At 41.2% G+C, this 13,307-nt stretch carries 19 protein-coding genes and 1 pseudogene; 5 read left to right on the top strand and 15 right to left on the bottom strand.

All coding sequences use genetic code 11. The features are described from left to right. Nucleotides 1–238: 238 nt before the first annotated feature. From BW976_RS29190 to BW976_RS01940, 3 genes are all read right to left on the bottom strand, one after another. Nucleotides 239–406, bottom strand: a complete 168-nt coding sequence (locus tag BW976_RS29190; protein ID WP_175614012.1) for a hypothetical protein — start codon at nucleotides 404–406, stop codon at nucleotides 239–241. A 42-nt stretch (nucleotides 407–448) separates the two neighbouring features. Next, nucleotides 449–1,573 (bottom strand): FAD-dependent monooxygenase, encoded by a 1,125-nt coding sequence (locus BW976_RS01945; protein ID WP_076369849.1) that lies wholly within the window; start codon nucleotides 1,571–1,573, stop codon nucleotides 449–451. A gap of 78 nt (nucleotides 1,574–1,651) precedes the next feature. Next, complete coding sequence (locus BW976_RS01940) at nucleotides 1,652–2,497, bottom strand: AraC family transcriptional regulator (protein ID WP_245834600.1); 846 nt, start codon at nucleotides 2,495–2,497, stop codon at nucleotides 1,652–1,654. Between the two features lie 273 nt (nucleotides 2,498–2,770). Between BW976_RS01940 and BW976_RS01935 the strand changes: the two genes are divergently transcribed. From BW976_RS01935 to BW976_RS01915, 5 genes and pseudogenes are all read left to right on the top strand, one after another. Next, the gene (locus tag BW976_RS01935; protein ID WP_084192015.1) at nucleotides 2,771–3,046 is read left to right on the top strand and encodes a VapE domain-containing protein; all 276 of its coding nucleotides are present in this window, start codon (nucleotides 2,771–2,773) and stop codon (nucleotides 3,044–3,046) included. Nucleotides 3,047–3,060: 14 nt separating this feature from the next. Further along, the gene (locus BW976_RS01930; RefSeq protein WP_076369843.1) at nucleotides 3,061–3,495 is read left to right on the top strand and encodes a hypothetical protein; all 435 of its coding nucleotides are present in this window, start codon (nucleotides 3,061–3,063) and stop codon (nucleotides 3,493–3,495) included. Between the two features lie 599 nt (nucleotides 3,496–4,094). Continuing rightward, nucleotides 4,095–4,349, top strand: a pseudogene (locus BW976_RS01925) (inorganic diphosphatase); the annotation flags it as partial. Between the two features lie 86 nt (nucleotides 4,350–4,435). Continuing rightward, a complete protein-coding gene (locus BW976_RS29985) occupies nucleotides 4,436–4,765 on the top strand; it encodes an ATP-binding protein (RefSeq protein ID WP_084192013.1) in 330 nt (109 codons plus the stop codon). Then, a complete protein-coding gene (locus BW976_RS01915) occupies nucleotides 4,762–5,340 on the top strand; it encodes a response regulator (protein ID WP_175614011.1) in 579 nt (192 codons plus the stop codon). Before BW976_RS29985 ends, BW976_RS01915 begins: the two co-directional genes overlap by 4 nt. On the opposite strand, the gene BW976_RS01910 is transcribed toward BW976_RS01915, so the two are convergent. From BW976_RS01910 to BW976_RS01855, 12 genes are all read right to left on the bottom strand, one after another. Further along, the gene (locus BW976_RS01910; protein ID WP_076369835.1) at nucleotides 5,341–5,622 is read right to left on the bottom strand and encodes a circadian clock KaiB family protein; all 282 of its coding nucleotides are present in this window, start codon (nucleotides 5,620–5,622) and stop codon (nucleotides 5,341–5,343) included. A gap of 11 nt (nucleotides 5,623–5,633) precedes the next feature. Next, a complete protein-coding gene (locus BW976_RS01905) occupies nucleotides 5,634–6,068 on the bottom strand; it encodes a response regulator (RefSeq protein WP_076369833.1) in 435 nt (144 codons plus the stop codon). 320 nt (nucleotides 6,069–6,388) lie between these two features. After that, a complete protein-coding gene (locus BW976_RS01900) occupies nucleotides 6,389–6,892 on the bottom strand; it encodes a DUF892 family protein (RefSeq protein ID WP_076369831.1) in 504 nt (167 codons plus the stop codon). 66 nt (nucleotides 6,893–6,958) lie between these two features. Beyond that, nucleotides 6,959–7,516 (bottom strand): YciE/YciF ferroxidase family protein, encoded by a 558-nt coding sequence (locus tag BW976_RS01895; protein ID WP_076369828.1) that lies wholly within the window; start codon nucleotides 7,514–7,516, stop codon nucleotides 6,959–6,961. Between the two features lie 85 nt (nucleotides 7,517–7,601). Then, complete coding sequence (locus BW976_RS01890) at nucleotides 7,602–7,865, bottom strand: hypothetical protein (RefSeq protein ID WP_076369826.1); 264 nt, start codon at nucleotides 7,863–7,865, stop codon at nucleotides 7,602–7,604. Nucleotides 7,866–7,939: 74 nt separating this feature from the next. Then, complete coding sequence (locus tag BW976_RS29185) at nucleotides 7,940–8,107, bottom strand: hypothetical protein (RefSeq protein WP_175614010.1); 168 nt, start codon at nucleotides 8,105–8,107, stop codon at nucleotides 7,940–7,942. Between the two features lie 286 nt (nucleotides 8,108–8,393). Further along, a complete protein-coding gene (locus BW976_RS01880) occupies nucleotides 8,394–9,590 on the bottom strand; it encodes a winged helix-turn-helix domain-containing protein (protein WP_076369822.1) in 1,197 nt (398 codons plus the stop codon). Between the two features lie 123 nt (nucleotides 9,591–9,713). Further along, entirely contained in the window at nucleotides 9,714–9,956 is a 243-nt protein-coding gene (locus BW976_RS01875) for a hypothetical protein (protein WP_076369820.1), read from the bottom strand. Between the two features lie 204 nt (nucleotides 9,957–10,160). Continuing rightward, nucleotides 10,161–11,267: a S1/P1 nuclease gene (locus BW976_RS01870; RefSeq protein WP_175614009.1), complete on the bottom strand. Its 1,107-nt coding sequence runs from the start codon at nucleotides 11,265–11,267 to the stop codon at nucleotides 10,161–10,163. 179 nt (nucleotides 11,268–11,446) lie between these two features. Continuing rightward, nucleotides 11,447–11,881, bottom strand: a complete 435-nt coding sequence (locus tag BW976_RS01865; protein WP_076369816.1) for a YybH family protein — start codon at nucleotides 11,879–11,881, stop codon at nucleotides 11,447–11,449. Nucleotides 11,882–12,083: 202 nt separating this feature from the next. Continuing rightward, nucleotides 12,084–12,260: a histone H1 gene (locus tag BW976_RS01860; protein ID WP_076369814.1), complete on the bottom strand. Its 177-nt coding sequence runs from the start codon at nucleotides 12,258–12,260 to the stop codon at nucleotides 12,084–12,086. Nucleotides 12,261–12,499: 239 nt separating this feature from the next. Further along, nucleotides 12,500–13,300 (bottom strand): hypothetical protein, encoded by an 801-nt coding sequence (locus BW976_RS01855; protein WP_076369812.1) that lies wholly within the window; start codon nucleotides 13,298–13,300, stop codon nucleotides 12,500–12,502. Between the last annotated feature and the right edge of the window lie 7 nt (nucleotides 13,301–13,307).

Raw genomic sequence — 13,307 nt, 5'->3', positions numbered from 1 at the left:
GTACAAGCCTAAATTGGTACTATCCGTAAGTAGATGTAAAGTGATATTTGTCATGATACAAAAGTAAAAATTTTGCTGTCCATTATATATTATGTTGCTGTCGTCTATCCTGATTCCTAAATTGCGAGGAAGTCGTTCTTCAATATTTTTTAAATGCCGCAAAAAATAGCTTAACGTTATCAATTTCGACCTTAGTCGTCATAATAAGCAGCATTCTACGCCATGATTGACCAGTAGGTTACATGAAAGCAGAAGGAAAAAATTCCTCACCTTTAACTCTTAAAATATTGTCAAAATCATCAAGGTCAAAATTGATTTCTGCTGTTGGGAAATGCTGAATTAGCAGATCTATCACATCAGTTGCCTGCGCTGGGGACCTGACATTGGTTTTAAAGATCTCTATCATAAAAGTTTTTTTGAACTACTAATACTTAGATCTCCGTAGAGGCTAAAAAGTCTCCGTTTGTGTATTTCTTTCCCGAATAGCTTCTTCGGTTCTTGGTACAAGCATTTCTAATCCAAATTTTACAGCTCCTTCTTGAATTTCTTCAATAAAGGGACGGAAGTTTTTGTTGTAATCCTGAAACGCTAATTCAAAATCCCCGTTGTGTTTCTGAAAAGCATCAGCTAATGCGGCCGCTCCATTTATTGCCAATGATCCACCCATTCCCGCAGCTGGCGAAGCACAATAGCCTGCATCGCCCACCAACGCCACTCTACCTTTTGTCCACGATAACATTTTTATCTGACAGAGTTTATCGAAATAAAAAGTTTTTGAATGCTGCACTTCCGCAAGTAATTCTGGAGTTCTCCAGGTTCCTCCGGTAAACTGTTTCAAAATGATGTCTCTTTGTTGTTCTTCATCACGATAATCGTAAGTAATCTCTTTTTCTGAAAAGAAACAAAGAACGATATCCGTCTTATTGTTGTAAGCATTAAGCATAACAGCCTTGCCTGGGACATTATACATTTGTGAGGTATTTTGTTTGATCAGCGATTTGTTGACAATGGTGATCGAAAAATAAGCTTGAAGAAAATGCATGTATTCAGTTTCATGACCAAACCAAATTTTTCTTATAGTCGAATGTAAACCGTCGCAGCCAAAAACCAAATCAAATGATCGTTGCGAACCATTTTTGAAAGTAACTTGTATATCTTCTCTTGATTCGTTTAACGCAGTGATGCTGTCACTGAAAATAAATTCTACCTCATTTTTCAAGGAATCAAATAAAATATTTAGCAATATATCCCGCTCAATTTCGCATTCATCGACAAGGATTTGTTCCCCTTCTTTTTTTAGCGTGATCGAACCTTCCGTAACATCATCGGTATTTTTAAATTCCATTACTTCCATATTCAACCTGTTTGATTTGATTTGCTCGAAAATTCCCATACGTTTAACGATGTCTACGGTATTTTCACGAATATCAACAGGTGTGCCGCCCTTTCGAAGTTCCTTTGCGATTTCAACAACGGTTACTTTGTAACCTAACTTATTCATCCAGTAAGCGGTTGAAAGTCCGGCAAAACTTGCACCCGAAACCAGTACTTTTTTTTCTTTTAACGATTCCATTTTATACGAGTTTATTGTCAGTACAAAGGAACATCGTATAATTAGGGTAAACAACGTCAAAACAAAGTAGGTATTGTACTAATCGAGGTTTTTATGTCGAAAAGTCAATGGAGTCATCCCTGTAGTTTTAGTAAACAGCTTTGAAAAATAGGAATAATCCTCATAGCCCAGTTCAGCTGAAATTTCTTTTACCGATTTATCGGAATGATAGAGCAAACGTTTTGCTTCTAAAACAATACGTTGTTGGATGTGGTATGAAACGGAGTATCCGGTTGCATTTTTAACACATTCGTTCAAATAGGGAGTGGATATATTTAGGCTTTGAGCATACGCTGCTGGACGCTTCACTGTGATAAAATCACGTTCCAATGCTGATTTAAAGCATTTGGCAATAAGCTCAAATCGTGAAAGAGTGCCCGTTGATTCAGCTAATTCTAAATATTGTGAAGCAACCAGTGCTACTAATGCGTTGCAACTGTCAATTAAAAACAAATGATATAGTTTGTCCTTTTTACGTTCGGAAAATTTTATACAAAGTGATACCGCTTCGGAAATAATGGAAAACGTCGCTGCGTTTAAAACTAACGGTTTTGCTGGTGCGATGTCTTCCAGCAATTGCAGATGTCCAGGATTCAGATTTTCATTATTGAGTGCCCAGCTACTGATGGTTATATTTTCAAAACCTATCATACGATGTACCTGATCAGGGTGCATGTAGACGACAGACGGGGACTTAATTTCATATTTTTGAAAATCAATCTCCATGTGAACTATACCGTTTTCAAGGAGAAAGAAGGAATGCCGGTCTTCACGGTGTGCTAATTTTGATTCCTCAAAAGAGTCTAAAGTTGAATTGTCCAGGGTGCGTAAATCATGGAAAGATATTCTTTCAATGGCAATACCTGCGCCGATATTGTCGGTCATCGTATTTACAGGAATGGATTTGGTCTTTTTGCGCATCGGTTCTCAATTCACTGTCCAAAGATAACTTTTACGTTTCGTAGTAAGCCTACTGAAAATTGCATGAAAACCTCAGGTGTTGTACCGTATTCTATGTCGAACGAAAAATTAAACTAAATATTACGAACTCACCACTTGGTGATATTTTGCCAGTTAAATTTGCAAAAGCTTTTTTGTATTTGATTTCCCCATTAAAAAGTTCGCGTATGAAAAAATTAAAATTCATGTTATTAGTGTTTGCAAACCACCTTCAGCAGATTTTTAGTGCCGGAACGCTTAAAAAAGTATTTTGTAGAAAATATTAGTGTAGATAAGGATAGTCTGATAGCATTAAGTTCCAATTTCATCGGAATACTGGATGAACTGTCAACGCTTTCGCGCTTTGAAATTAATGCGCTGAAATCGGTGATGAGCAAACTCCTGGTCAATGTCCGGCATCCTTATGAGCGTAGAACAAAAATGACACCCCGGCGTATTTCGTTCTTTGGTTCAACCAATATGACCGAATTTTAACCGATGAGGCTAACGTGCGCTGGTTATGCTTTGAGGTTCATAAAATCGACTGGACATATAAAAAGGAAATAGATATCAATATAGTTTGGAGCCATGCCTATTATTTATGGAAGCAAGGTTTTAAATATGATATGACCAAAGAAGAGATTGAACAAAATGAGTTAGCCAATGAACAGTTCAGAATTATAAGCCCAGAAATGGAACTCCTACAGAAATATTACGCTCCTGGTATTCCGACCGATTATGATGCAAAATATACAGCAACAGATTTTTTGGATTATCTAAGCGATAAAGTTAACGGCAGGATAAAGCTCAATAAACAAGGTTTGGGTAAAGCATTGAAAAAATTAGGGTTTGTTCAACATGCCGTTAGAGGGTATGGCAGTTATACCTATCCTGTAAAAATATACTATATCAAGTATAATGACCCTACTACATTACTACAATAAGATAAGTTGCTGTTATACGGGCTATATGAAGTGTAGTAGGCTGTTATTGGAGTATTTACTACATCCTGCTACCTACTACAAATTGTAGTAAGTGTAGTCGTGTAGTAGCCTACTACCAGAAAAATTTTAAATATAAAATCGTTTTTCGCACCATTCATCAAATAAAATGACAACAGTAAAGAAATTCATATGCATAGCTAATTTCACAACAAAAATGTTCGACTGTCGAACATGCCTTAATTTACAGTATGTTACGTTTTTTTTGTATGTAAATTATTCATTTTCAATAAGTTGTAATTTGTTGTTTGCATGTTAAATGATACAAAACACACCCAAGCTTTAAACATGAAATTATTTCAATTCTACCTAATCTGACAAGAATGCAGGGCAGGCAAAGTGGGGCGCGTGCGTACCTGTGATCTTTCTATTGCAATCACGTTCTATTACGTTTTTTATTTATCACAATCTTGTTTTTTTCGATCTTATAAGAAGATATAAAAATCAGAGGCTTTCAACAATTGGGCAAGGTGCTAATGTATGCCGAATTTTTCAAGCGCGGGCCTGTTTCCCCTACCTGAAAGTAAAAATTTCAGCTCAGCAAGATCCTGTCGGCGGGTTTGGTGTTCCTGTTTGATTTCGGCATGATCCCCGGCACCAAAGGTGAGGACGGCGATCCGCTGGATATCATCGTGGTTTCTGAAAGCGGTACTTTTCCTGGTTGCCGGATCGACTGCCGTATTATCGTGTGGCCGCCAGAAAATTACTGGAAAAATATGCTGCAGAATTGCAAGACAAACGCACAGCTTTCGATTGCTAACAACGGGCTAGCGAGCAGTGAAGCCCGGTTTAAGTAACTCATCCAGGAGGCACCAGTAGCAATTGGCGTTTTAAGAGGCCGCGAACTAATCATTGATTCCGCCAAAGATCTCATCCTCCGGATCTGGGGCAAATCAAAAAATGTTTTAGCATTGCCTTTGACCATCGCGCCTCCGGAATTGGAAGGTCAGCCGTTCCTGCAAATTCTGTTATCACGAATTTGATCAATAATGCCATTACGTATTCGCCAAAGGAAAAGGCTATCGAAATTAAGCGTGAGCTTGTCGGACAGACCGCCCAAATAAGTGTTAAAGATGAAGGCACTGGGCTGAAACCACAGGACAAAGAAAAGGTATATGACCGTTATAACCGGGTCGAAACTAAATCAAACACATCATATCTCGGGTTTTGGGATCGGCCTTTATTTAAGCGCGGAAATTATTCATGGTCATGATGGCGACATATGGGGGGAAAGTGAAAGTGGGCAAGGTTCGGTGTTTATTTCAGCCTCCCCCTTTAGGATCGTTTTTCATTTTATTAATGAGTATATTTACATCGCATAACCAAAAACGGCATCCAGCTCGTAGCAAAAGTTTCTTTCTTTTTTTGGACAAAAAAGATCAGATGGAAATTATTATTCAGGAAACCGACCAGGACATTTTAGAAATTTTAAAATATGCGCTGGAGCAGGAAGGCTACCAGGTTTACGCATTACTTGACAGCACAGCAGATTTTATAGGACTTATTGAACAACATCGTCCGCATGTAGTGATGCTTGACTTCCGATTGGATGGCAAAATTTGTTTAACAATTCTCGAAAGGATCAAAGATATATACCCCCACCTTCCTGTAATTGCAATGAGCTGCAATCACAACATCAATAACGAATATAGTGCATTTGGATTTGATGACTATATCCCCAAACCTTTCGACCTTGATCATCTTTACCTCACCCTAAGAAAATACATTCCGAAAAATATATCCAAAGAGGTCGTTATCGAAGTTTTGAAAAAAGCGACATCAGTTTAGCTAAGCCGTTTTAATATTTAACCCAACCAGTACTTTTTCCTCACCTGAAAGGTCACCAACCAATATGCGTATAGGCTCCGGCAATTTTTTGATTAATGAAGGAATCGCTATAATTTGATGGCTGGCTGCCAGTTCAGGATGTTCTTTCAAATCTACCACTTCCAACGAATACCTGTTCTGCAAGTGTTCTTCGCAATATTTGTTAATATTTTCGATTGCACGCTCGGCTTTTTGTGTCTTTCCCGCAATATAGAGGGTCAGCACGTGTTGTTTATCTTCCACGGTATATCTTTTTATAAGTTGCCTTTATCTAATTGCAAATCAGGATTGTGTTTAGCGTCGTTAGTCCATTGTTTATGCGGACCGGGATCAATATACAGGTGCACAATTTTCAACAACTGTTCCAAATCAAATGGTTTGTATAATATCCCATCGCATTCGCCGGGTTGGTCAGTGTCATTCGGGTTGAAATAGGCGGAGAATATAACGACCGGAATATGGCGGTGCTCAGGATTACTTTTTAGAGCCCGGCAAAGATCCCCGCCATTTGTATCTGATAACCGGTAATCCATTAAGATCAGGTCGGGGTTAAAATCGTTTACGGCCTCCAGCAGTTGGTATCCCCAGGAAATATCCATCACCTCAAACTTTTCATAAATAAGGGCTTCGGTAACGACTTCCAGTATGGCTTCGTTATCATCAAGAATTAGAATGTGTTTATTAGTCATAAACAAGTTGTTTGCCTATATAAACACGTGCAGGATAAGAGAATGGAAACTTAAGCGGTGCGCTATCGAGATAGGAATGTCTACTTAATAACAATTAAAGCGGGAATTGTTTTGCGATTTTCTTTATGCGTTTGAAATTATTTTGGTTTTAATTATTTAGTGATCGTGGGCCCGGTAGAAACAGGCTGGAAAAATTACAGGCAGTAATGAATGAGGTCAGGGCCATGTAGGAGAACTATAGCTGATTACGGAAGGTGAACCAGATTTTAGTGTCAGATTCAAAAGAGATCAGGGGCAACAAGAACAAAGGTTTCGAGGACTTAGAGATAGTTCTCAGTTATTTCTCTGAATAATATTTTGTCTTCTTTTGCTTCATCATAGCACTCCAACAGCAGCTGCTTAATATCCGGCTCAGCCAGTTTGCCAGCAACGAGCATCATCACCTTAAAAGATGCAGTTTCGATACTTTCAATGTTATGCATATAAAATAAGATGGATAGATCGCGAATCTCCCCACCTTCATCAGGGATGCCGATGGATTGAAAAGCTTCATCTAAAATTCCGACCAAACCAATGCAGCTTTCCGGCTGATACCGGGAATTAAGCATGATATAGATTTGCTTCATCCGAAAAATTTGGTTTTGAACGACCTCGACCGTTTCATCTATGGCTTGCCGGAGATCGGTGAAATGGGAACTCTTTCCAAGTTCCGGCAGCCTTTCAACCAATTGGCTTTTGGTGCAATAGATACGGTTCAAATGGCTGATGAAAAAATGCCTGAGTTCTTTCGGATCTAATTCTTTGGTGGGCGTTCTCGCTTCCATAGTAATTTTATAATGATGGGCCGCCGAGGCGACCCCTCCGTTTGATTTATTATTACTATTTATTTATTATTCAGCCTCTGCGGCGGCAGCTTCGTTTACGTAGTTTTCAGCCACCTGAGTTAATAACGAATCTGCGTTCTTTTCTTCTGCTAAAGTTTCATCTAACAAACCTTGTGCTTCGCTGTAGCCTAAAGTTCCGGCTAAAGTGCGCAGTGTGCCGTAAGATGCGATCTCATAATGCTCTACTTTTTGAGCGGCAGAGATGATCGCCACGTCACGAACCTCGGTACCTTTATCGGTATCGGATAACAACTCGGTGGCTTCCTTTAACAGGCCCTCCATAGCTAAACATTTTTTAGCGACCGGTTTTTCGCCGATTGATTCGAATACACTTTCCAGGCGGGTGATCTGGTTTTTGGTTTCTTCCAAGTGTGTGTTGATCGTTTGTTTCAGATCTTCGGAAGTTGCGCCTTTGATCATTTTTGGCAAAGCTGCCGCTAAATGTTTCTCGGCCCAATAGATGTCCTTGATCTCATCAACGAATAACTCTTTTAAAGCACTTTCTGCTTCTGGAGTGCGGCTTGCAGCTGCTGCAACCGCCTTTTTGTTTGTTTTTGTAGGCATTTTGTTTCAGTTTTTAAATGGTTAATTATATATAATCACACTGCATTGATTATCATTTTGAACTATGCAAACCTTGTACCAAAATTTAATCTCTCTCAGTCCACAAAGAAGGGTTATCCCGAATATCACTCAGTTGCTCAATGAGTTCTGTAACTTCATCTGAATTCAATTCTTGTTTTCCGTCAGCGGTGTAAGTAAATAGTGTTCCAGGCAATTCAAAAGTAATGAAGCCTAAGTAATTTGGATCTTTGACATGCTCCAGGTGAAGGGTGCTTTCTTTGCTGCGGGATAGCAGCAGGTTACCGGTAGCGTTGTCTTTGAATACGCTATGTGTGCGTAATAATTGCATGCCCGTTAAGGTGTGCCTGGGTGTCCGGTATGACCATCACCTTTCGGCCATTTTTAAAATAAAATATAATGTTTTCATTTCCAGTGGACTTTTATTCCCAGATCATGCAAACCCTTATCTACTATATCCGGCCAGCTGTAATATTCGGTGGCAGGTTTTGGAAGATATAGGTAAATGTCTGCAAGGAGGTTCAGGAACTGCTCAGCCTGCATCATTTCATCTTTCGGGTTTTCAGGGCTCAATGCGAAGAAGGCGTCAGAAAGTATAATCTCTTATGCGCTGGAATGGGTTTATCTTTCGGCGTAGGAGGAAGAGCAAAGCCTAATTCCGGCCATGTTCCACCAACCACATTGCCCAAAGATGTTTCCGTAGCCTGCGCATAATCAATTAAAGCGGTCAGGTTTTGGAAGTATAACACTGCGCCGTCTTTGTGTTTATCTATACTGAAATACTGTAATCCTGAACGTGTACCCACTTGGCTAACATGAATTGTTCTTTCAGGATCTTTATCGCTTTCATCCGGGCCGGTTATCCGGAAAAACTCTTGCTGATCGTTTTCAGGTAAGTGTTACTATTGGTTTTCTTAAAGATAATGTCTCTGCATTCGTTAAATTGAATAAATGCTTTAAGGGCTTCTACAATTTGATTAATCACCGCTCCATCGAGCTTTATATCTTCAAAATGCAAGTTATGAACAATGAGTATTTTATGTTTGCGGTCGGCTTTGGCATCCATCCGGGCAACAAAAACATCACCCACAAGCACCGGAAGTGAAAAATAACCGTACTTACGCTTTGCAGCGGGGACAAAACATTCGACCTGGTAGTCGAAATCAAAAAAATCTTTTAACCGGTGTCGGAAAACATTCAGGATATCAAATGGCGAGAGAATGAATGCCTCGCCGGACAGATCTACTACTGTTTGTTGATTGCTTAGCATATACAATGGAGCGCTTTTCAGTCCCTCAATCATCACTACCTGTACTTCTCCATTTGCAACCATTTCCTCCAATTCCTTTTTGACCATGTTTCCCTTCACGCGCCGCGCCCGCCACGCGATCTCCTTAACGTAGGCTATACCCAATGCGCCCAATGTGCGGCGGATAATATAACGGGCAAATTCCTGGGGTACCGGCATGGTCAGATCTGTTTCCTGAGGCACCAAATTCAGCGGCAGGTCATAGACCTTGTGGAACGCCTTGGTGCGGCTGACCATCAGTTTACCCTCCAGATAAAGTCGTTCGAGTGCTACCTTTGCCGGCCGCCAGTCCCACCAGCCCGTACTTGCTTCAGGTCTGTCATCGTCAAAATCACCCACCATTAACGGGCCTTCACGTTCCACCCGGTCGAGTACATCCCTCATAAGCCGTGTCTCCGCCGGACTTACTGGCTTTCCGTTGACTATAAAACTTTCTTTGACCGCCAATGAAAAACGGAAGTCGCGCATGGGAAGAAAGCCGGCATCCGAAGTAAAATATTCAAAGACGTTGCCGTCTTCGCAAAGTTCGGCCAGCCATTCCTTTTGGTAGTCCGGTACACGGGCTGCCATGACATGGTGATGGGCACGTTCCACCACGTAATTCGTATCAAGTTGCACAAAACCCAAATGGTCAATAACCTGATAAACAGCCGCAATCCCTGTTCCGAATTGGGCCTTTCGGGCGAGTCCGGCGGCATTAATAATAATGCTCCGTGCCTGCGATTTGGTAAGGACAATGGGTTTCATTATGCTAAAATAGGTAATTTGGATCAGGCTTAAAGCTGTAGATGAGTCGTAAATTGCTAATGTCTTTTGCCGGTATCTGGTCGTTCGGCTGAGTCAAAATGCAAGGTGGCCATCGTGAATTACTTATTTAACTTCTCCCAACTTTAGAATAGCGTCACTTAAGGTATTTTCGAGGGAACGGTAAACCTCCGGGCAAACTTGCATATCTGTTATATAAAAAGCTGCCTGGTCATTGATCTGCATATGAAAGCGCTGCTTTTTACCTTCATGCAACACATAAACCTGGAAAAGTTGGAGCCTTACCCTGTTCATACTGACAAACTCAAATTCTGCGTCATCAAAATCAATCTTGAAATTGGTAGTCATGGGGCGAAATTAGTAAAAGATTCCATTGATCTAAACGATAAATCAAATACATATTTTAAGATTAAAACCTCGGGAAAGTCAACTCCTGTGTCAGTTTATACATTCGTTATTTTACTCCTGGAGCCGCAACATTAGCCGTTAATTCGCCTGTTGTTGCAGCTAAACAAGAGGGGAGAGCATATACTATACTCGCCGTGGGGCATATTATTTTTCGAACCGGAGTTGTACACTGTCGGTAACGACAATTTCAGGTTTACCTTTGAACATAATCACCGTACCTTGTACGCTTATCGTTTGATCTTTGACTTTATCCGTCAGTGTTTTGGCATTCTCTTTCAGGACTACGGTCAGCAATTGGTTTGGATAGGCCGCACCCAGATTCACGAGTGTCATACTGCCGATGTCTTTGCTGCCATATACCCTGCCTTTTACTTTTACCGCTTTACCTACGTAATTATTGATGTCCTCCAGCTTGACCTCGTTGGCCTGCGGATTAACGGCAGGAGCTGCCGGGGCCTGGAAAGGAACTGTTTTTAGAGGAGTGTCGTTAAAAAGCCTATTCAGCTCTCCGGCTAAACGAATGCCGGCCTGGTCGATGCGCAGGTGGACGGTGGGGATATATTTTTGATAATACGTATCGTCCACGCGCTGGCCCGGTTTGATGTCTGCATAAAGTTCTGTACTGACCTGGTAACTTTCCCAAAGCCATTCCATGGGACTGTCCGACTGCCATTTTTTGATCTGTGCCGGATTAGCCCAATCGTACTTTGAAACGATCTCCGCCTCGCTCAGGCCCTCATGGTCGATCAGCTTGCTGTCCCAAAGGCTGTGCAGGTTGGTGCCCTGCCCGTCAAATTGCAATTGAATGGTATTACCGCCTTTATCTTCCTTCCGGCTGACGTGCATCGGCTGATGGGCGTCGCCCACCAAATGGATCAGGTATTTCAGGGCTTCGTTCTTTTGATCCGGGCTTGACGTCTTGTCTTTTAATATGGCTTCTTCTTTAAGGATAGCGGAATAAACGTTATCGCTCCCTTGTTTGCTCACCGCATCTATGAATTGTTCATGGCTTAAACCTAAAGGCAGGTTCAGGTAATGCCAGGGAGCAGTGGTTTTGTCCTTGTTTTCATCCGCCCAGGTACTAACCTCCGACATTTTCGCGCCTTTCAGGTAAATGCTGACTGCTTTGGCAGTATTTGCCGTTAAATGCTTTTCGGCTATTGTAGCGATGGCCCGGTGGCCCTTAAATCCCCAGGATGCCAGGGTCAGTGTCATAGCCAGAGCAATCCCCGGCACTATCATCTTTCTCATGCCGCTAACATAGCTAATAGCCAGGAAACAGGCAATGCAAAAATATAAACACTGGTCCGGAACGGTGATTGTCAGGGTTATATTATCTCGCAAAAAATAATCAGCCTCTTCCATGGATGGAGGTACCGTTATATTTCCTCCGGGCGGCCATTTCCCTACTAGGTTGACCGTGTCGCAAATTATGGTTTCAGACCGAACATGGCTTTACCGGTTTCCATATCGATCGGTTCGGAATTATGATCATGTGTGATCAGCCATCGGCCATTTTCTTTCTTGTACCCCGTTGTGGTACGGTACCACATATCCATTTCTTCCCCATTGGAATTGATTCCAAAGGTTCGGGTAAGACAGTGGCTGTAAGCAATTTCTTCACTAACCATGATCTTCAGGTTAGCCGTTTCCTGCTTAATCGGGCTTTTATAACCTGCAAACCAATTTTCGAGCCTTTTTTTCATTGGCGCAATGCCGTTGTTCTGCAAAGGACTCATTAAGTCAAAGGACACAACATCAGCCGCATAATTTGCCAATAGTTCGTCTATATTCCTGTTATAGATCAATTTGATCTTTGCAGCTATTAAAGACTGTATTTGCCGCTTTTCGTTCTCTAAATCCATATCCTGTTCTCCTCTTTTTAATTGTGGTCATATATCAGCTGCAAAACTGTTGCCATTAATGCCATAAGCATGAATTTAAGTCCTCTGTTGTTTTTGTGGGAACATTGGGTAATGCCAATGACCGTGGAATGATCTATATTTTTACAAAAAAAACCGGCTGACTCGCAGCCGGGCTTACCCAAAACAGTATTTCTACTTTTAATTACGCTTTATTCTTTTGTTCGGTAACCTCCTGGCGGATTTCCTGTGCCAGTGTTTTTAATTGTTGCATGACATTCCGAACACGGGTGCCCGCTGCCTTATTGCCTTTTTTATAGAACGCCGCGAAGTCCGCTTCTGACGCTTCGAGCAAGGTCTTAACCTTATTGAATTTTTCCATTAACCTGATTTTTAAATTTTTCAGCCGCAAAAATATAAATTTATTTAACCAGAGCATGGGATATCCCGGGAGGCTGAAGATCGCATTGATGACTTAGTCGTAACCCGGCATTTGATGTTGTCTGTCCGCACCTTCCCTGATCACTATTTTTCGTCTATTGGCTCTTGCTTGTCGTAAAATAGCTTTACAACACACGATAAATCAACATAATGATCCTTAATTACCAAACTGTTTCCAAATCATGAGGGAAAAACCAGCAACGGCACAATAACATGGTCGGGGAGGAAAGGAAGGCACCGACCGCCAAGAAGCTGATTAAAGTGATATCCGTTGTTTTGACAAACCAATAAATCAGCCTGCATGCCATGTACCATGGTGTCAACCGTTGCCGGCATATCTCTTTCCTTAATATGACTGAAAAACATGGAGTTTGTTTGAACCCGTGTACTTATCCCATTTGTGAAAAGATCATTCGCGTAAGCTTTATCAAGATCCGGAAGACCGGCTGCACAGATGTGTGCGATCAGTATACTGGCTGACGCCTCTTTGGTAAACTTCTTTAAATAATTTACAATAGGAACCTGGCAATAGCGCAGATCGGTTAGGTACATGATCCGTTTCAGCGCTTTAACAGGAAAGGTGTCTGGTATTAATAATAAAGGGCAAAGGATCCTGTTCAGTATCGACTGGATATTTATACGTGATGTATCTTTTGTTGCAGGTTGGATGACCATGAAAATATTGCGCTGATTGATATAATTAATAAGGTCTCTTTCGGTAAAATCTGCAGCGTCCAACAACTCAACAATTGGTCGGAAACCCTCTTTGTAATGGCTCAGTTCATTTAAATGCTGGAGCAGGGACTCATCATGATTGGCGGGCTCAAAACCACCTGCACTGGCAAATTGTAGTCGCTTTGGCTGATATACAATGTTTGCCAACACGATATTCTTATTCAAGCGTTGCGCCAAATCCAATGCAAATGAAGCTGTATGAACCGCACCTGAAGATTGGTCGTTGATTAATAATATTTCATTCATGGGTATT

Origin of the sequence: Mucilaginibacter lappiensis (assembly GCF_900155965.1) — a bacterium.
Taxonomy (GTDB): Bacteria; Bacteroidota; Bacteroidia; order Sphingobacteriales; family Sphingobacteriaceae; genus Mucilaginibacter; species Mucilaginibacter lappiensis.
The sequence above is the reverse complement of the archived record's forward strand: the minus strand, read 5'-3'. Positions and strand labels throughout refer to the sequence as shown.

What these genes read in the sequence shown, in the direction of transcription:
- BW976_RS01860 (WP_076369814.1), bottom strand. Translation starts at nt 12,260, where the DNA reads ATGGAAAAATTCAATAAGGTTAAGACCTTGCTCGAAGCGTCAGAAGCG.
- BW976_RS01865 (WP_076369816.1), bottom strand. Translation starts at nt 11,881, where the DNA reads ATGGATTTAGAGAACGAAAAGCGGCAAATACAGTCTTTAATAGCTGCA.
- BW976_RS01940 (WP_245834600.1), bottom strand. Translation starts at nt 2,497, where the DNA reads ATGACCGACAATATCGGCGCAGGTATTGCCATTGAAAGAATATCTTTC.
- BW976_RS01915 (WP_175614011.1), top strand. Translation starts at nt 4,762, where the DNA reads ATGATGGCGACATATGGGGGGAAAGTGAAAGTGGGCAAGGTTCGGTGT.
- BW976_RS01895 (WP_076369828.1), bottom strand. Translation starts at nt 7,516, where the DNA reads ATGCCTACAAAAACAAACAAAAAGGCGGTTGCAGCAGCTGCAAGCCGC.
- BW976_RS01905 (WP_076369833.1), bottom strand. Translation starts at nt 6,068, where the DNA reads ATGACTAATAAACACATTCTAATTCTTGATGATAACGAAGCCATACTG.
- BW976_RS29190 (WP_175614012.1), bottom strand. Translation starts at nt 406, where the DNA reads ATGATAGAGATCTTTAAAACCAATGTCAGGTCCCCAGCGCAGGCAACT.
- BW976_RS01875 (WP_076369820.1), bottom strand. Translation starts at nt 9,956, where the DNA reads ATGACTACCAATTTCAAGATTGATTTTGATGACGCAGAATTTGAGTTT.
- BW976_RS01855 (WP_076369812.1), bottom strand. Translation starts at nt 13,300, where the DNA reads ATGAATGAAATATTATTAATCAACGACCAATCTTCAGGTGCGGTTCAT.
- BW976_RS01900 (WP_076369831.1), bottom strand. Translation starts at nt 6,892, where the DNA reads ATGGAAGCGAGAACGCCCACCAAAGAATTAGATCCGAAAGAACTCAGG.
- BW976_RS01880 (WP_076369822.1), bottom strand. Translation starts at nt 9,590, where the DNA reads ATGAAACCCATTGTCCTTACCAAATCGCAGGCACGGAGCATTATTATT.
- BW976_RS01945 (WP_076369849.1), bottom strand. Translation starts at nt 1,573, where the DNA reads ATGGAATCGTTAAAAGAAAAAAAAGTACTGGTTTCGGGTGCAAGTTTT.
- BW976_RS01890 (WP_076369826.1), bottom strand. Translation starts at nt 7,865, where the DNA reads ATGCAATTATTACGCACACATAGCGTATTCAAAGACAACGCTACCGGT.
- BW976_RS01870 (WP_175614009.1), bottom strand. Translation starts at nt 11,267, where the DNA reads ATGAGAAAGATGATAGTGCCGGGGATTGCTCTGGCTATGACACTGACC.